This is a genomic window from Thermocatellispora tengchongensis, from assembly GCF_014202315.1.
Classification (GTDB): Bacteria; Actinomycetota; Actinomycetes; order Streptosporangiales; family Streptosporangiaceae; genus Thermocatellispora; species Thermocatellispora tengchongensis.
In genome coordinates this window covers 372,440-388,901 of the sequence record NZ_JACHGN010000003.1, presented here as the reverse complement: position 1 = coordinate 388,901, position 16,462 = coordinate 372,440, and the positions used below count along the sequence as shown (strand labels likewise).

General features: G+C 73.2%; 12 protein-coding genes and 1 pseudogene. 6 read left to right on the top strand and 7 right to left on the bottom strand.

The window, feature by feature from the left end; all coding sequences use genetic code 11:
* Positions 1 to 109: 109 nt before the first annotated feature.
* Both add and HNP84_RS08120 read left to right on the top strand, forming a co-directional pair.
* On the top strand, positions 110 to 1,189 hold the full coding sequence (add, locus tag HNP84_RS08125; RefSeq protein ID WP_185048754.1) for an adenosine deaminase: 1,080 nt from the start codon (positions 110 to 112) through the stop codon (positions 1,187 to 1,189).
* A 107-nt stretch (positions 1,190 to 1,296) separates the two neighbouring features.
* Positions 1,297 to 2,301, top strand: a complete 1,005-nt coding sequence (locus HNP84_RS08120) for a DUF2278 family protein (protein ID WP_185048753.1) — start codon at positions 1,297 to 1,299, stop codon at positions 2,299 to 2,301.
* Positions 2,302 to 2,392: 91 nt separating this feature from the next.
* On the opposite strand, the gene HNP84_RS08115 is transcribed toward HNP84_RS08120, so the two are convergent.
* Positions 2,393 to 3,169 (bottom strand): peptidoglycan-binding protein, encoded by a 777-nt coding sequence (locus HNP84_RS08115; RefSeq protein WP_221336056.1) that lies wholly within the window; start codon positions 3,167 to 3,169, stop codon positions 2,393 to 2,395.
* A 100-nt stretch (positions 3,170 to 3,269) separates the two neighbouring features.
* Positions 3,270 to 4,307, bottom strand: a complete 1,038-nt coding sequence (mtnA, locus tag HNP84_RS08110) for an S-methyl-5-thioribose-1-phosphate isomerase (protein WP_185048751.1) — start codon at positions 4,305 to 4,307, stop codon at positions 3,270 to 3,272.
* 102 nt (positions 4,308 to 4,409) lie between these two features.
* On the opposite strand from mtnA, the gene HNP84_RS08105 reads away from it, so the two are divergent.
* Positions 4,410 to 5,519 (top strand): DUF5925 domain-containing protein, encoded by a 1,110-nt coding sequence (locus tag HNP84_RS08105; protein WP_221335981.1) that lies wholly within the window; start codon positions 4,410 to 4,412, stop codon positions 5,517 to 5,519.
* Positions 5,520 to 5,528: 9 nt separating this feature from the next.
* Here the strand turns inward: HNP84_RS08105 and HNP84_RS08100 are convergent, their stop codons facing one another.
* Entirely contained in the window at positions 5,529 to 6,818 is a 1,290-nt protein-coding gene (locus tag HNP84_RS08100; RefSeq protein ID WP_185048750.1) for an amidase family protein, read from the bottom strand.
* A gap of 242 nt (positions 6,819 to 7,060) precedes the next feature.
* On the opposite strand from HNP84_RS08100, the gene HNP84_RS08095 reads away from it, so the two are divergent.
* From HNP84_RS08095 to HNP84_RS08085, 3 genes and pseudogenes are all read left to right on the top strand, one after another.
* On the top strand, positions 7,061 to 8,182 hold the full coding sequence (locus HNP84_RS08095) for a C39 family peptidase (RefSeq protein ID WP_312924110.1): 1,122 nt from the start codon (positions 7,061 to 7,063) through the stop codon (positions 8,180 to 8,182).
* A gap of 3 nt (positions 8,183 to 8,185) precedes the next feature.
* Positions 8,186 to 10,117 (top strand): S9 family peptidase, encoded by a 1,932-nt coding sequence (locus tag HNP84_RS55895; RefSeq protein ID WP_185048748.1) that lies wholly within the window; start codon positions 8,186 to 8,188, stop codon positions 10,115 to 10,117.
* A gap of 29 nt (positions 10,118 to 10,146) precedes the next feature.
* A pseudogene (locus HNP84_RS08085) lies at positions 10,147 to 11,442 on the top strand (M20/M25/M40 family metallo-hydrolase); the annotation flags it as partial.
* A gap of 30 nt (positions 11,443 to 11,472) precedes the next feature.
* Here the strand turns inward: HNP84_RS08085 and HNP84_RS08080 are convergent.
* From HNP84_RS08080 to HNP84_RS08065, 4 genes are all read right to left on the bottom strand, one after another.
* On the bottom strand, positions 11,473 to 12,174 hold the full coding sequence (locus tag HNP84_RS08080) for a GAP family protein (protein WP_185048746.1): 702 nt from the start codon (positions 12,172 to 12,174) through the stop codon (positions 11,473 to 11,475).
* A 636-nt stretch (positions 12,175 to 12,810) separates the two neighbouring features.
* Positions 12,811 to 13,728: an ABC transporter permease gene (locus HNP84_RS08075; protein ID WP_185048745.1), complete on the bottom strand. Its 918-nt coding sequence runs from the start codon at positions 13,726 to 13,728 to the stop codon at positions 12,811 to 12,813.
* Positions 13,729 to 13,741: 13 nt separating this feature from the next.
* Positions 13,742 to 14,665 carry an ABC transporter permease gene (locus HNP84_RS08070; protein WP_185048744.1) on the bottom strand — a complete coding sequence of 308 codons (924 nt, stop codon included), beginning with the start codon at positions 14,663 to 14,665 and terminating at the stop codon, positions 13,742 to 13,744.
* Between the two features lie 100 nt (positions 14,666 to 14,765).
* Positions 14,766 to 16,379 (bottom strand): peptide ABC transporter substrate-binding protein, encoded by a 1,614-nt coding sequence (locus HNP84_RS08065; protein ID WP_185048743.1) that lies wholly within the window; start codon positions 16,377 to 16,379, stop codon positions 14,766 to 14,768.
* Positions 16,380 to 16,462: the final 83 nt, after the last annotated feature.

The following is a 16,462-nucleotide window of genomic DNA, read 5'->3' as shown; positions in this document are numbered from 1 at the left end:
CGTCCCGTTCCACCCGCCCGATCCGGCCCCCCGCGCGGGCGGCGGGTCCGCGGGTTCCGGGGGATATCCGGGTGCGGGATGGGGCGGGAGTGTGCGTAGGGTCGGGAGCATGCCCGATGCCGAGAAGACGCGCGATGCCGGGAGCACCCCCGATGGGGGGAACACCCGCGACGGGGGGAACACCCGTGATCTCGCCCGCCTGCCCAAGGTCCACCTGCACGTGCACCTGGAGAGCACCGTGCGAGCCGGCACGCTGCGGGAGCTGGCGGCGGCCAACGGGGTGGCGGTCGCGCCGCCGGTGACGCCGTTCCCCGGGTTCCGGGCCTTCGCCGACTACGGGTCCACGGTGCGGGAGTGCCTGCGGCGGGCGGAGGACTTCCGGCGGATCGCGGTCGAGTTCTGCGCCGACGAGGCGGCACAGGGCACCCGGTACGCCGAGGTGACCTTCACGGCCGCCTCGCACGCCGACCGGCTCACGCCGTACGGGATGGCCGCCGAGGAGCCCCTGGAGGCGGTGCTGGACGGGCTGGCCGAGGGGCGGGCCGCGTACGGGATCGAGGTGGCGGTGATCCTGGACCACTCGCGCCGCCGCTCGCCCGAGCGCGCCTGGCGCACCCTGAAGCTCGCCACCCGGTACGCCCGCCACGGCGTGATCGCCATGGGGATGGCCGGGGAGGAGCGGTACCCGCTGGCCCCCTTCGCCGAGGTGATCGACGCGGCGGCCGAGACGGGCGTGCATCTGGTGCACCACGCGGGCGAGACCTGCGGGGCCGACAGCGTGCGCGAGGCGCTCAGGCTGGGCCGGGCCGAGCGGATCGGGCACGGCTTCCGGGTGCTGGAGGACCCCGAACTGGTCGCCGAGCTGCGCGATCTCGGCACCCCGCTGGAGGTCTGCCCGTCGTCCAACGTCTCGCTGGGCCTGGTGCCCTCGCTGGCCGACCACCCGCTGCCCCGCATGGTCGAGGCGGGCCTGGCCGTGGTGCTGGGCGCCGACGTGCCGGACGTGATCGGCACCACGCTGACCGGCGAGTACGCCCGGGTCCGCGACGCCTACGGCTACGACGACACGCGCCTGGCCGCGCTGGCCCGCACCGCGGTGGACGCCTCCTTCGCGCCGGCGGCCACCAAGGCCCGGCTGCGCCGCGAGATCGACGCCTGGCTCGCCGGGGAGCCGCCCGCGGCGCGGTGACACCCCCAAATTGACCGGATGTGGTCGTTGCGTCCCGGCGGTTCATCGGCGACGCTCGTAGGCGTCCGGGTGGAACCAGCCGCCGGACCGTCGCCCGGAGGTGGCCCATGCCCTTGCGGTCCTACGGGGTGCTGGCCTGCCGCGCGATGGAGGCCCACCGCGAGAAGTCCGACGACTCGCCGCACTACCAGATCCGGCTGTCCGACGACGCCGGCACGGCGTACCGGGCGGCGGTCAACGTGCTGTCGCAGGAGGCGCCGTCGCAGTTGCTCTACCTGGCCGACGACGACTTCCGGCACCCGGTCACGGCCGCGCTGCCCGCCCCGGGCAGCGGGTGGACGCCGCTGCCGAGCCGTCCGGGCGGGGCGGCGCTGGACTTCGTGCGCGGCAACCTGTTCGACCCGGCGCTGATGCGGGAGCTGCCACACCACCAGCCCGGCGAGGACAACGACCTGGCCGACATGCTCGACCACTACGTGCACCGGGCGATCGACGACCCGACGGCGGGGGTGTACGTCTTCGGGGAGCGATGGGGCCCGGAGCCCGGCACCCGCGACAAGATCTTCGGCTTCCTGCCCGGCAACGGCGTGCACGACGTGCACATGAACCAGGGCAACTCCCCCAGGTTCCGCCGCGACGACGGCGTGTGGCAGGACGGCGGGCTGATGATCCACCTGCCCGGCGAGTCGCGCTGGGTCGCGGTGTTCCTGGCCTTCCAGTCGCAGTCGTGGCACACCGACGACGTGACCGGGCACGCGCTGGATGGCGCCCCGCCGCGTCCCTCGCGCGGGGAGGAGCCGGTGCGCATCATCGCGGCGCTGGTCAACCCGGCCGGGCCCGCCCCGGAGCGCGAGACCGTCACCCTGCTCAACGCCTCGCCCGGCCCGGTGGACCTCACCGGCTGGACCCTCGCCGACCAGGGCAGGCACCTGCTGGCCCTGACCGGGACCCTGGCGGCGGGCGCGCCGCTGACGGTGCCGGTCGCCCCGGCGCTCACCCTGGGCAACAGCGGCGGCAAGCTGACCCTGCTCGACCCGGCGGGCCTGAAGGTGCACGGCGTGGCCTACACCGCCCAGGACGCCGCCCGCGAGGGGTGGACCATAACCTTCTGACGGGCTGACGGGCTGACGGGCTGACGGGCTGACGCGCCGGACTGACGGGCTTATGGGCTTATGGGCTTATGGGCTTATGTGGGCGGCCGGCTCAGGTGACCGGCATCTCCCAGGCGGCGGTCCAGGTGGCCTTGTTGACCACGCCCGTCACCGGCAGACCCTTCTCGCGCTGGAAGGACCGGCAGACCTCGCGGGACCTCGGCCCGTAGGCGCCGTCGACGGCGATGCCCCACCCGCGCTCCTTCATCCGCGCCTGCCACTGCCGCACGTCGTCGCCGCGCATGACCGGCGGGTACTTCAGCTCACGGCCGGGCCACTCGGGCGCCTCGCCGCTGGGCGGCTCGGGGTCGGAGGGCTCCTGGGCGCCGGGCCGGGGGGCGCCGCGTTTGACCCAGGAGTACAGCTTGTCACCGGGGCAGTCGGTGGCATAGCCGTCGCGATGCCCCTTGATCTCGCGCCCGGCGTCGCCCTCGTCGCGGAGGTACTCGATCGCGTCCACGATGCCGTGCAGCATGCCGTCGGGCGGGGTGACCAGCCCCGAGGAGCCGACGAGCCCCAGCACGGCGTAGTGCCCGGAGTTCAGCCCCGGCCCGTTGGCCGCCGGCAGGTGCTTGATTCCCCGCCCCTCGAACACCTTCCGATGTGGACAGACCACCAAGCTGTACCCGATGTCCATCCAACCATTGCCGTCCATATGGCTCTTCTGGATGGAGCGCACCATTTTCACGCACTTGTCGTGATCATCGACGATGGCGGGATCGACCCGGCCGCCGGTGTAGTGGATCTTCACGCCTCTGGTGGAGGACAGGGCGGTGTAGGAGCCGCGCGGGGATCTGGCGCCCCACTCGCGACGGGAGACGAAATCCATGGCCACTGGGGGGAGTCCTCTCAGATGTGCAATTGGGTGACAACTCAGCGTAACGTGCTTGCGATGGGATCATCGGGGGTTTCACCGGCAAAGCCGGGGCCTATACCCGTTCGGAAGGGCCGGCGCGGCGCGGGCCGGGGGGCACCGACGCGAGGGATTCGCCCTTGTCGAGGCGGATGACGCGGCGGTCGGTGACGATCGCGGTGATCAGGTCGTGCGGGGTCACGTCGAAGGCCGGGTTGAGCGCGCCGGTGCCCTCGGGGGCCAGGCGGTGGCCGCGCAGAGTGACGACCTCCTCGGCGTCGCGGTCCTCGATCTCGATGCCGGCGCCGGTGGGGGTGGCCATGTCGATCGTCGTCTCGGGGGCGACCACGACGAACGGCACGCCCGCGCGGCGGGCGCCCAGGGCCAGGGCGTAGCTGCCGACCTTGTTGGCGGTGTCGCCGTCGGCGGCGATGCGGTCGGCGCCGATCAGCACGGCGTCGGCGTGGCCGCGGGCGAGCAGGAACGGGCCCGCGGAATCGACGACCAGGCGGTGCGGGGCGCCCATGCGGGCCAGCTCCCAGGCGGTCAGCCTGGCCCCCTGGAGCAGCGGGCGGGTCTCCAGGGCCAGCGCCTCGGCCAGGAGGCCCCGCTCGTGCAGGGTCTGCGCGACGCCGAGGGCGGTGCCGCGTTCGACGGCGGCCAGGCCGCCGGTGTTGCAGACGGTCATGACGGTCAGCGGGCGGGTGCCGGTGAGACCGGCGAGCAGGTCGGCGCCGTACTCGCCCATGGACAGGCACGCCTCGACGTCGTCGTCGCGGATGGCGAGGGCGCGGCGCAGCACGGCGTCGGGGCCCTCGGGCAGCAGCGCGGCGGCCTGGTCCACGCCCCAGGCGAGGTTGACCGCGGTCGGGCGGGCCCGGCGCAGGCTCTCCGCCGCCGCCCGTACGGCCTCGGGGCCGGGCTCGGTGTACGCGGCCAGGGCGACGCCGAGCGCGCCCGCCACGCCCAGGGCGGGCGCGCCGCGCACGGCCAGCCGCCGCACCGCCGCGACGAGGTCGGCGACGGTTCGCAGCCGCAGCACCTCGACCCGCTCGGGCAGCAGGGTCTGGTCGATCAGCTCGACGGCGCCGTCCACCCAGTCGATCGTCCGCACGTTCCGACGCTACCGGAGACAGGCCACCGTCAATGCCGCAGACGGCCCCATCTGCCGAAAAACGATCGACGGCGGGCGGGGGCGACCGGGATCATTGACCTTATGTCCGTGGTCAAGGGGGTTCCCTTCACGCCCGCGCCCGCCGAGCTGCCGATGAACGTCTGGCTCGACGACGGCGACTCCCCCATCGATGTCATCGACGCGCTCGCGCTGTCGCCGTTCGCGACCGGCGCGCAGCCGTGGTCGCGAACGGCGGATCTGGAGCGGGTGCGTCCCGGCGCGGCGCTGATGCCCCGCGACGGGCGGCTGATGCGGGTGGCGCAGGAGGAGGACGGCCGCGACTCGCGGCTGGTGTGCGGCGAGGGCTGGACGCTGCGCGTGGTCCGCTACAGGGGCAGCAGCGCGACCGTGAGCGTCACGGCGGTCAGCGAGGAGCTGGCCGGGCGGGTCCTGGCCGAGACGGTGCGCGACGCGGTGGAGCCGCCGTCGGAGACCGGTCACGTCGAGATGGGCTTCTGGTGGCTCACCGACCGTGGCGGGCGGCGCGCGGAGAAGCTGATCAGCGCCCCCGGCTGGGCGGAGATCGCGGGCAACTACCCGGCGCAGGTGCGCGGCCGGGTGGACCGGCTGATGCGCACGGTGCCGGCGGAGGTGAGCGGGCGGCTGGTGCTGCTGCACGGGCCGCCGGGCACGGGCAAGACCACGCTGCTGCGCGGTCTCGCCCACGAGTGGCGCGAGTGGTGCCAGGTGGACTGCGTGCTCGACCCCGAGCGGCTGTTCGACAGCCCCGGCTACCTGCTGCAGGTGACGATGGGCCACGACGGGCCCGACGACTCGGGGCGGCGCTGGCGGCTGCTGGTGCTGGAGGACTGCGACGAGCTGATCCGGGCGGGGGCCAAGGACCTCGCGGGCCAGGGCCTGTCGCGACTGCTCAACCTGACCGACGGCCTGCTCGGGCAGGGCCGCGACGTGCTGCTCGCGATCACCACCAACGAGGACCTGGCGCGGCTGCACCCGGCCGTGGTGCGGCCGGGCCGGTGCCTGGCCAGGATCGAGGTCGGCGCGCTGCCGTACGCGGAGGCGGTGGCGTGGCTGGGCACCTCGGAGGGCGTCGGGCCGCAGGGCGCGACGCTGGCCGAGCTGTACGCCCTGCGCGCGGGCCGCCCGGTGGACCAGGCCCGCACCTCGGAGGGCACGGGCCTGTACCTGTGAGCGGGCGCGTCAGGCGAGGGCGGCGGCGGTCTCCAGGACCCGCTCGTCGTGGCCCGGGGCGGCCATCAGGCTGAGCCCGAGCGGCAGGCCGTCGAGCCGGCCCGCCGGGAGGCTGACGGCCGGCGCGCCGGCCAGGCCGGCCAGGCAGGTGAGCCGCACGGTGGCGGCGCGCCGCTCGCGGTCGCGCGGGCCGGTGACCACGGCGCGGTAGCCGCTGTGCCCCCGGTACGTCGGCGGCGCGGGCTCCTCCTCCGCCTCCCGCCCGCCGCCGGGGCCGTCGGAGCCGGGGGATCTGAAGCCCTCGGGCAGCGGGGGCGCGGGGGTGGGGGCCGTGGGCAGGGCCAGCAGGCCGCCGTCCGCGAGCAGGGCGGCGATCCGCTCGGCGGCGCGGGCGAGCAGGTCCTCGGCGGGGGCCAGCTCCTCCTTGGTGATCCGGGCGGCGGCGCGGAACCTGGCCCCCACGCCGGGGCCGAACTCGGGGTGCTCGGTGGTGATCCACACCCCGTGCGCGTCCCACGCCTGCGCGCCCTGCACCACCGCGAACGCCGCGCGTACGCGCTCCCCGTCGAGGCCCGGCCCGGGGAAGACCGGCGTGCGGTCGATGGGCAGCGACTCGGCGAGGCGGCGCAGCGCGGGGGCCAGCGCCGCGCCCACGCGCGGCGAGACCGCCGACCACAGGTCGGGCGGCACGTGCAGCCGCGTGGCCGGCTCGGCGCCCGCTCCCCCGCCGAGCAGGAAGGCGGCGGCCAGGCGCAGCACCGCGACGTCGCGGGCGAGCAGCCCGGGGACGTCGAAGGACGGCGCGAGCGGCACCAGCCCGGCGCGCGAGACCCGGGCGTGGCTGGGCCGGAAGCCCCACAGCCCGGTGTAGGCGGCCGGAACCCGGATGGAGCCCGCGGTGTCGGTGCCGAGGCCGAGGTCGGCGGCGCCGGAGGCGACGGCGGCGGCGGTGCCGCTGGAGGAGCCGCCGCAGGCGTGGCCGGGCGCGGCGGGGTTGGCGGGGGCCCCGTAGTGGGCGTTGGTGCCGCCCAGGCTGAAGGCCAGCTCGTCCGTGTGGCTCTTGCCCACCAGTTCCGCGCCCGCCTCGCGCAGCGCGGCCACGGCGTCGGCGTCGCGCGCCGGGACCGGGTGGGTGTCCAGCCAGCGGGGGTGCCCGGCGCCCGTGGGCAGGCCGGCCACGTCGATGACGTCCTTGACGGTGAGCCGCAGTCCGCTGAGCGGCCCGGCGCGCCCCGGCGCCGGCGGCGGGGCGCCCCAGGGGACGAATGGCTCGACCTGCGGGAGATGGGCTTCGGTCATGTATGGGGTTTGTACGCGAACGCGATGACGCCCGCGTGCTTCCGGCTTTTCCGCGATGTTACGGGGACCGGCATACCGGACGGACCCCGCGGACGCGGATCTACCGCCACGCATGGGGATCGGCTACCGTCCATCCCGCGGCGGTGGCCGGCGCCACGGGCTCACCTCCTCGGACGTTGCCGGGTTAGGCATACGTAAATGTTCCGATGTGGGGTGATGGGGGTGGAAGCAGAATCGGCGGGGTGGTCACTGTGTTGCCTGCGGGGCTGAGCCAGGTGGTGCTGCACCGTTTCGCCGACGTCGATGCGGGCGAGCGCGGGGTGGCCGGCTACCTCGACCCGTTCGGCAACGGGCGGGCCCGCTACCCGTACGCCCGGTGGGTGTCGCCGGAGCGGGAGATCGGGTTCCCGGCGACCGAGCTGGTGCCCTCGTGGACCGCGACGACGCCGCCGGGGTCGTGGCTGGAGGTGGAGCTGCAGGGCCGCACCGCGGCCGGCGCGACCACCAAGTGGTACGTCATGGGCCGCTGGGCGTCCGGCGAGGACTCCATCCACCGCACCTCCCTTCCGGGCCAGGGCGACGACGACGGCGACGTGGCCGTGGACACGCTGGTGGCGCGCCGGCCGCTGGTGGCGTACCGGCTGCGGCTGACCCTGTACGGCGAGGGCGCGCGGGTGCGCTCGGCCGGGGTGATGGCCTCGGCGGTGCCGGCGCGGGCGAGCGTGCCGCCGAGCGCGCCCGGCGGGCCGGGGACCGGGGTGGTGCTGGACGTGCCGTGCCGGTCGCAGAAGGTGCACAAGGGGCACTACCCGCAGTGGGACGGCGGCGGCGAGTCGTGGTGCAGCCCGGCGGCGGTCACCATGGTGCTGGAGTACTGGGGACGCGGGCCGGGCCCGGAGGAACTGTCCTGGGTGGACCCGGGCGACCCGTGCCCGGCGGTGGACCACGCGGCCCGGCACATGTACGACCACAGCTACCAGGGCACCGGCAACTGGCCGTTCAGCGTCGCGTACGCCGGCGGGTACGGCCTGGACGGGTTCGTCACCCGGCTGCGCTCGCTGGCGGAGCTGGAGCGGCTGATCGCGGCCGGTGTCCCGGTGATGACCTCGCAGTCGTTCAAGGAGCATGAGCTGCCCGGCTCGGGGTACTCGACAAGCGGTCACATCATGGTGGTCGTCGGCTTCACCGAGGCGGGCGACGTGGTGGCCAACGACCCGGCCGCGCCCGGCGACGGGTCGGTGCGCCGGGTCTATCCGCGGGCCGCGTTCGAGAACGTGTGGCTGCGGAGCACGAGCAGCGGGGGGATCGTGTACGTCGTTCACCCGCCGGACCATCCTCTTCCCGCTTCCGACGGCAATTGGTGATCGATGCTGAACGAGTCTCCCATCCGCCCCGTGGACGTGGCCCGCGTGGACGAAAGTCCGCTGTGGGTCGAGGCCGTGGGCGATGAGGTCTGGTGGGACGAGCCGCGCCCGCACGAGGGCGGGCGCCGGTGCGTGGTGCGCCGCGCGCCCGGCGGGCAGCCGCGCGACGCCATCCCGCCGGGCTGGAACGCGCGCAACCGGGTGATCGAGTACGGCGGGCGGTCCTGGCGGCCGCTGCCGGACGGCGGGGTGGTGTTCACCGACTGGGCCGACCAGCGCGTGTACCGGTACTCCGGCGAGGGCGAGCCCCGGCCGCTGACCCCGCAGGGCCCGTACCGGTACGCCGACCTGTACCTGCCGCCGGGCCGCGAGGAGGTGTGGGCGGTGCGCGAGTCGGGCGAGGGCCGGGCGGTGCGCCGCGACCTGGTGGCCGTGCCGCTCGCGGGCGGCGGGGTGCGGGTGATCGCGCAGGCCCAGCACTTCCTGATGAATCCCCGTTTGTCGCCTGGCGGGGGAAAAATCGTATGGATCGGCTGGGACCACCCCAGCATGCCCTGGGACGGCACCGAGCTGTGCGTCGCCCCGCTGCGCCCCGACGGCACCGCGGGGGCGCACGAGGTGGTCGCGGGCGGCCCGGCCGAGTCGGTGGTGCAGGCCGAGTGGCGCGACGACGACGCCCTGTACGCCGTGAGCGACCGCAGCGGCTGGTGGAACATCCATCTGATCCCGCTCGACGGCGGCGAGCCGGTGAACCTGACCCCGGTCGCCGAGGAGTTCGGCGACGCGCCCTGGAAGCTGGGCTACACCTGGTTCGCACTCGCGGGCCCCGGTGAAGGGGCAGGCTCGGGCGAAGGGGCGAGCGCGGGCGCGGGTGTTGGGGCGGGTGGGCGGATCGTGGCCATGCACGGTACCGCCGACGGGCGGCGGCTGGGGGTGCTCGACCTCGCCACCGGTGAGATCGCCGACATCGGCGGCGACGCGACGTACTGGCTGCCCTCGATCTCGGTGAGCGGATCGCGCGTGGTCGGGGTGGCGGCCTCGCCGTACACGCCGTACGAGGTGGTGGCGCTCGACCTGGACGGCGGCGGGCGCACGGTGCTGTCGCGGCCCAAGGAGCTGCCTCCGCGCGAGGTCCTGCCCGTTCCGGAGGCGGTGACGATCGAGGGGGTGCACGCGCACGTGTACCCGCCGCGCGGGGCGCGCGGCCCGGCGCCGTACGTGGTGTTCGTGCACGGCGGGCCGACCGGCCTGAGCGCGCTCACGCTGGACCTGGAGGTCGCCTACTTCACCAGCCGCGGCATCGGGGTCGCCAAGGTGAACTACGGGGGCTCGACCGGGTACGGCCGGGCCTACCGTGAGCGGCTGCGCGAGCAGTGGGGCGTGGTGGACGTGCGCGACTCGGCGACCGTGGCCCGCGGCCTGGTGGCGAGCGGGCGGGCCGACCCGGAGCGGATCGCGATCCGGGGCGGCAGCGCGGGAGGCTGGACGGCGCTGGCCGCGCTGGTGCACAGCGACGTGTTCCGCGGGGCGGTGGCGCACTACGCGATCACCGACCCGGAGATGTGGGCGGCCGAGACGCACGACTTCGAGTCGCGCTACCTCGACGGGCTGATCGGCCCGCTGCCGGAGGCCCGCGAGCGCTACACGGAGCGTTCCCCGCTGCTGCACGCGGAGCGGGCGTCCGGCCCGGCGCTGCTGCTGCACGGCCTGGAGGACGCGATCGTGGACCCGGCGCAGGCGGAGCGGTTCGTCGCCGAGCTGGACCGGCACGGGCTGCCGTGGGCGCTGCGCACCTTCCCCGGCGAGCAGCACGGCTGGCGGCGGGAGGAGACGATCGTGGCGGTGCTGGAGGCGGAGCTGGCCTTCTACGGCCTGATCTTCGGCATCTCGGTGCCCGAGGTGCCCGCGCTGCGACTGAAGCACATGGATGGGTAGAGGACACCGACCAGCCGGATGCGACGCGGGAGGGATGGATGAGCGAGGTCGCGGGGATCTGCTCCGACCTGATCAGGATCGACACGACGAACCCGGGGTCGGGCGAGCGGGAGGCGGCCGAGCACATCGCCGGGCTGCTGGACGAGGCGGGCGCCGAGGCGGTGGTGTTCGAGTCGGCGCCGCGCCGTGCGAACGTCGTGGCCCGCATCCCCGGCGACTCCCCCGACGCGCTGCTGATCCACGGGCACATGGACGTGGTGCCCGCCGACCCGACCGAGTGGCGCATGCACCCGTTCTCGGGCGAGATCGACGAGGACGGGTGCGTCTACGGGCGCGGCGCGGTGGACATGAAGGGCACGCTGGCGATGACGCTGGCGGCGGTGCGCGACTGGGCGCGGCGCGGCGTGCGGCCCAAGCGGGACGTCGTGCTGGCCTTCCTCGCCGACGAGGAGGCCACCGGCGAGTACGGCTCGCTGTACGCGGTGCACGAGCACACCGACCTGTTCGAGGGCTGCACCGAGGCGATCAGCGAGTCGGGCGGCTTCAGCGTACAGTCGCCCACCCACTGCGGCGACGGCGACCAGGTCCGCATCTACCCGGTGGCGGTCGGCGAGCGCGGCACGGCCTGGATGCGGCTGACCGCGCACGGCGTGCCGGGCCACGGCTCCAAGCCTCCGGTGGACAACCCGGTCACCGAGCTGTGCCGGGCGATGACCCGCCTGGCCGACCACCGCTGGCCGGTGCGGCTCACGCCCGCGGTCTCGGCGCTGATCGAGGCGCTGTCGAAGGTGCTCGGCGAGCCCATCGACGTGGACCGGCTGGATGAGGAGGCGGCCCGGCTCGGCGTGGTCGGCGCCCTGTTCAAGGCCCAGATCCGCAACTCGGCCAACGCGACCATGCTCAACGCCGGCTACAAGGTCAACGTGATCCCGGGCAGCGCCGAGGCCCACGTGGACGCCCGCTTCCTGCCCGGCTACCGGGACGAGCTGCTGGAGACGATCGACGCGCTGCTGGGCCCGAAGGTGACCCGGGAGTTCGTCAACCTCAGCGGCGCGCCGTCGGCGCCGTTCCCCTCGCCGTTCTTCGACGAGCTGTGCGGCGCCCTGGTGGCCGAGGACCCGCTGGCGCGGCCGGTGCCGTACGTGATGTCGGGCGGCACCGACGCCAAGGCGTTCAGCCAGATCGGCATCCCCACCTACGGCTTCGCGCCGCTGATGCTGGACCCGGGGCTGGACTACTTCGGCATGTTCCACGGCGTGGACGAGAGGGTGCCGGTGAGCGGGCTGGAGTTCGGCGTGCGGGTGCTGGACCGCCTGCTCACCTGACGCGTACCGGCTGGTCTCAGAAGACTGGCCTCAGAAGAACAGCCGGGCCACGCCGTCGCGGGCGAGCAGGAAGCCCGCGATGGCCAGGGTCCAGCTCAGCATGCTCGCCGAGTTCCTGGACACCCAGCCGGCCAGCCGGTCCAGGGCCTTGTCCATGTGCCGGCGGAAGGCGTACCTGGCCGCGAGCAGCACCAGCGCGGGCAGCACCATGACCAGGTTGTAGGCGGCCAGGATCGGCAGCCGCCCCGCCGCCGGCAGGCCGGATGCGCCCAGCAGCCCCATGGCGGCGAGGTAGGGCAGCATGGTCGCGGCCTCGATGCCGGCGGCGGTGATCCCGAGGGCGACCATGCCCAGGTTCGACTGCCGCACGGCCTCGACCTTCTCCCGCGCCCAGCCGGGCTTCTCGGGCACGCCCCTCGCGGCGCGCCGCTTGGGGTCGAACCGGTAGCTGAGCGCGAACAGACCCACGCCGACGACGGCCTCGGCCCAGTACAGCGGCTCGTAGTCGGCCACCCGCCCGGCGAGGTCCCGCAGCACCGGCATCAGCCCCAGCGTCAGCGCCGCGCCGACGCCGAAGTAGAACACGGCGACGGTCGCGAGGTAGACGAGCACCCGGCGCGGCATCGCGCGGCCCGGCACCAGCATCAGGAAGATCGGGATGACGAGGGTGCCGATGCTGGTGCTGTCGATGAGGGCGAGCGCGCCGAGCGAGAGGAGAAGGGCCACGTCCATGCCCTCCATGCTCGGCCGGGCGGGAGCGGCGATCCTCCTCACAGGGGACGAATCCGCGCGTACATCCTTCGTCGCATCGGCTCCGCCCCCGCGTCTTCCGCAGCGCGACGCGGGGGCACCTCGATCTTCTGGCTCCGCGCGCCATGATACGCCTTTCGTGGTGCACGTGTAGTAAAAGGAAAGTTTATTATTAAATAGGCACTCTTGCGGATAGAAGGCGGCACCGGATCGGCGTACGGTCCTAAAGCGCGAGGGGGGCGGCGGCCGGGCGTGCAAAACCCCCAGACACGGCCGGCCGGCGACCCCCCTCGGCGTGAACCGGGGGCCCCAAAAGGCGCGGGAATTCCCATGAGCGTGTGCGGAACCCGCTTTGCCGAACTCCGCCACCAGGCGCGTTCCCGATTCACCGCCGCTCCCGGCGGCTGCGCGCCTGCCATTCTCCCGTGTTCCTGCCGCGGCCTTTCCGAGGCAGGAGAATCCGCACCGCGATATTCGCGGCATTCGCCATGCTATGCACGGTCGTGGCGATTCTCCTGACCGCCTCCGATCCCGGTCAACGCCGGGATCGACCGGCTCGGGCGCGTCCGGGACCTCGGCCCCGCGTAGCCCGCCCCGGCCCGTCCCGTCCGGCCCGGGTCAGCGGAGTTTGGGGTCCAGAGCGTCGCGCACCACGTCGCCGAGCAGCAGGAAGCTCAGGACGGTGGCGGTGAGGAAGACGGCGGGGAAGATCAGCAGGTGCGGGTGGGTGGTGTAGAAGGCGCGGGCGGCGTTGAGCTGCAGCCCCCAGCTCACCTCCGGGTACTGCAGGCCCACGCCGAGGAAGTCGAGCGTCGCCTCGCCGGCGATCACGTTGCCGACGTTGAGGGTGGCCAGGACGACCACGGGGGCGATGGCGTTGGGGAGGATGTGCTTGAGCATGATGCGCAGGTCGCCGGCGCCGAGCATGCGGGCGGCGGTGACGTAGTCCATCTGACGCACCGCGATGACCTGGCCGCGCATCAGGCGGGTCATGGTGGTCCAGCCCAGCACCACCAGGACCAGGGTCATGGCCCAGATGCCGTGGTCGGGGAAGGCGACCAGGATGACCGTGGCGCCCAGGACGAAGGGGATGCCGAAGAAGACGTCGGTGAGGCGGCCGATGACGGCGTCGAGCCAGCCGCCGTAGTAACCGGCGAGCAGGCCGAGGACGACCGAGATGAGCAGGGCGAAGACGGTCACCGCGATGCCGATCAGGATCGAGGCGCGGGCGCCGTGCACCACCTGGGACCAGTAGTCGCAGCCCTGCTGGTCGTAGCCGAAGATGGCGCCGTCGCCGGGCCCGCGGTTGAACAGGCGCAGGTCGCAGCGCTCGTTGGGGCCGAAGCGGGCGAACAGGCCGGGGAAGGCGGCCATGGCCACCGCGATGGCCAGGGTGAGGGTGGAGAGCCAGAAGACGGCGCGGCCCCGCATCTCGCGCCAGGCGTCGCCCCACAGCGAGCCGGCCGGGCCGGGCTCGGCGCCGGTGGCGGCGCGGAGGGCGGCACCGGTCTGGAGGTCGGCCTGGAGGTCGGTCATCGTGCGGCCTCCCTCAGGCGCGGCGGATTCTGGGGTCCAGGACGCCGTACAGCAGATCGACGACCAGGTTCGCGGCGAGGAAGATCATCACGAGCACGGTGACGATGCCGACCACCACCGGGCCCTCCTGGAGCTGGATCGACTGGAAGACCTGCTGGCCGATCCCGGGCAGGTTGAAGATCCCCTCGGTGACCACCGCGCCGGCCATCAGGTTGCCGAAGTCCACGCCGAGGAAGGTGACCACCGGGATCAGCGAGTTGCGCAGCGCGTGCCGGCCGATGACGCGGCGGCGGCGCATGCCCTTGGCCACGGCCGTGCGCACGTAGTCGGCGCGCAGGTTCTCCGCCAGGCTGGTACGCGTCAGCCGCGCGACGTAGGCCAGGCTGAACGACCCCAGCACCATCCCCGGCAGCAGGTAGCTGACCGGCCACCCGTGCTCGACGCCCGCCGTGGGGAACAGCCCCAGGTTGACGCCGAGCAGGATCTGCGCGCCGTAGCCGACCACGAACACCGGCACCGCGATCACGAACGTCGTCCCGGCCAGGACCGCGGTGTCCACGGCGCCGCCGCGGCGCAGCGCGGCGATCACGCCGAGCGCGACGCCGACGACCAGCTCGAAGATCCACGCGGTGAGGGCGAGCTGCGCGGTGACGCCCCACCGCCCGGCCAGCAGCTCGCTCACCTGCTGCCCGGTGAAGGTCTCGCCCAGGTCGCCCTGGAACAGGCCCAGCATGTAGATGCCGTACTGCACGAGCAGCGGGTCGTTGAGGTGGTACCTCTCGCGCAGCGCGTCCAGCACCTCCTCGGGCACCGGCTTGTCACCGGCCAGCGCCAGGATCGGGTCGCCGGGGAGCGCGAACACCATCGCGTAGATCAGGAAGGTGGTCGCGGCGAAGACCGGTACGGCCTGGATCAGGCGCTGGGCGGCGTATCGCATCGGAGGGCGGTGTCGCTCACTTGGACGGGCTCACTTGGACGGGCTCATTTGGACGGGCTCATTTGGACGGGCTCATTTGGACGGGCTCATTTGGACGGGCTCACTTCACGGTGATGGTGTCGAGGTTCGGGCTGTAGGCGTCGAGCCTGACGTTGGTGATCTTGTCGGAGTGGCCGGCCTGGTCCTGCCAGTTCCACAGCGGCATCATCGGCATCTCGGCCAGCGCCAGGTCCTCGGCCTTCTGGTACAGCGGGATGCTGGCCTCCATCGACGGCGCCGCGTTGGCCTGCTCGATCAGGTCGAGGAACCGCTGGTTCTCCCAGCCCATCCGGTTGCCCTCGCCCCACATGGACTCCAGGTAGTTCTGCGGGCTCGGGTAGTCCATGACCCAGTTGTTGCGGTACGGGCCGTCCTGCTTGTGCTCCCGCAGCGTGGACAGGTAGTCGGCGGCCGGGATCTTGCGGAACTTGATGTCGGCGATGCCGAGGTTCTGCTTGAGCTGGTTGGCCACCGCCGTCATCCACTGCTCGTAGCTGGGGTCGGCGTTGGAGAAGTACAGGTTGAGCGTGCCGCTGAACCCGCCGGCCTTGGTGAACAGCTCCTTGGCCCTGACCGGGTCGTACGCGCACGCCTCGCCGCAGGGGTTCTCGCGGTAGCCCGGCACCAGCGGGGCCACCAGCGACGACATCGGCTTGAAGGTGCCGCTGAAGACCGCGTTCACGATCGCCTGCCTGTCGATGGCCATGGAGAAGGACTTGCGCAGGTCGGGGTTGGCGAAGCGCTTGTCGAAGACCGGGAAGCCCAGGTAGTCCATGGTGCCGCTGGGCGTGGCCACGAACCGCTCGCCGAGCAGGGTCCTGGCCTCGGCGGCGCTGGCCGGCGGGATCGTCTGCAGCAGGTCCACGTTGCCGGCCCGCAGGTCGGTGTACGCGGTCTCGCGGCTGGCGTAGATCTTGAAGTCCACGCCGGCGGACTTGGCCGGACGCGGCCCGGCGTACCCGTCGAACCTCTTGACCTTGATGAGCTGGTTGCGCTTCCAGTCGCCGTCCATCATGAACGGCCCGTTGCCGATCGGCTTGACGTCGTACGCCGACGGGTCGGTGAAGGCGGCCTTGGGCATCGGCGCGAACCCGGTGTAGGCCAGGGTGATCGGGAACTGGCTGAACGGCGCGGTGAGCGTGACCTCCAGCGTGCTGTCGTCGATCACCTTCAAGCCGCTGAGCTTGTCGGTCTCGGGCTTGGGCGCCTCGTCCGAGCCTTCGGGGGCCTCGGGGTTGAGCTTGTCGTAGCCCTCGATGTTGGCGAAGTAGTAGTTGTTGGTCCACGCGTTCGGCCCGTACGCGGCGGCGTTCCAGGCGTCGGCGAAGCTCTGGGCGGTGACCAGCTCCCCGTTGTGGAACTTCTGCCCGGCCTTGATCTTGATCGTCCAGACCTTCTGGTCGTCGCTGGTGACCGACTCGGCGGCGCGCATCTGGGGCGTGCCGCTCGGGTCGATCACGACCAGGGTGTCGAACAGCGCCTGGAGCACGGTGATGGAGTAGCTGCTGGAGGTGTTGCCCGGCGTCAGGTGGTCGGGCTCGGTGAGCGCGACCGAGAAGGTCCTGGCGGCGCCCCCGCCGGTGCCCCCGTTCCCGGCGGGTTCGCCGGAGCCCCCGCACGCGGTCAGCGTGAGGAGCGCGCAAAGGAGGACGGCGGCGCCTCGCGTCCTCGTCATGGCCGTCCGCGTGGCCGTCCTCGTGGCCGTCCGCGGGAGGGCCGTCCGTGGGACCGTCACTGTATGTCCGCCTCTCCGTTTCT

What these genes read in the sequence shown, in the direction of transcription:
- HNP84_RS08075 (WP_185048745.1), bottom strand. Translation starts at nt 13,728, where the DNA reads ATGACCGACCTCCAGGCCGACCTCCAGACCGGTGCCGCCCTCCGCGCC.
- HNP84_RS08070 (WP_185048744.1), bottom strand. Translation starts at nt 14,665, where the DNA reads ATGCGATACGCCGCCCAGCGCCTGATCCAGGCCGTACCGGTCTTCGCC.
- HNP84_RS55895 (WP_185048748.1), top strand. Translation starts at nt 8,186, where the DNA reads ATGCTGAACGAGTCTCCCATCCGCCCCGTGGACGTGGCCCGCGTGGAC.
- HNP84_RS08105 (WP_221335981.1), top strand. Translation starts at nt 4,410, where the DNA reads ATGTCCGTGGTCAAGGGGGTTCCCTTCACGCCCGCGCCCGCCGAGCTG.
- HNP84_RS08115 (WP_221336056.1), bottom strand. Translation starts at nt 3,169, where the DNA reads ATGGATTTCGTCTCCCGTCGCGAGTGGGGCGCCAGATCCCCGCGCGGC.
- HNP84_RS08120 (WP_185048753.1), top strand. Translation starts at nt 1,297, where the DNA reads ATGCCCTTGCGGTCCTACGGGGTGCTGGCCTGCCGCGCGATGGAGGCC.
- HNP84_RS08100 (WP_185048750.1), bottom strand. Translation starts at nt 6,818, where the DNA reads ATGACCGAAGCCCATCTCCCGCAGGTCGAGCCATTCGTCCCCTGGGGC.
- HNP84_RS08065 (WP_185048743.1), bottom strand. Translation starts at nt 16,379, where the DNA reads ATGACGAGGACGCGAGGCGCCGCCGTCCTCCTTTGCGCGCTCCTCACG.
- HNP84_RS08080 (WP_185048746.1), bottom strand. Translation starts at nt 12,174, where the DNA reads ATGGACGTGGCCCTTCTCCTCTCGCTCGGCGCGCTCGCCCTCATCGAC.
- add (WP_185048754.1), top strand. Translation starts at nt 110, where the DNA reads ATGCCCGATGCCGAGAAGACGCGCGATGCCGGGAGCACCCCCGATGGG.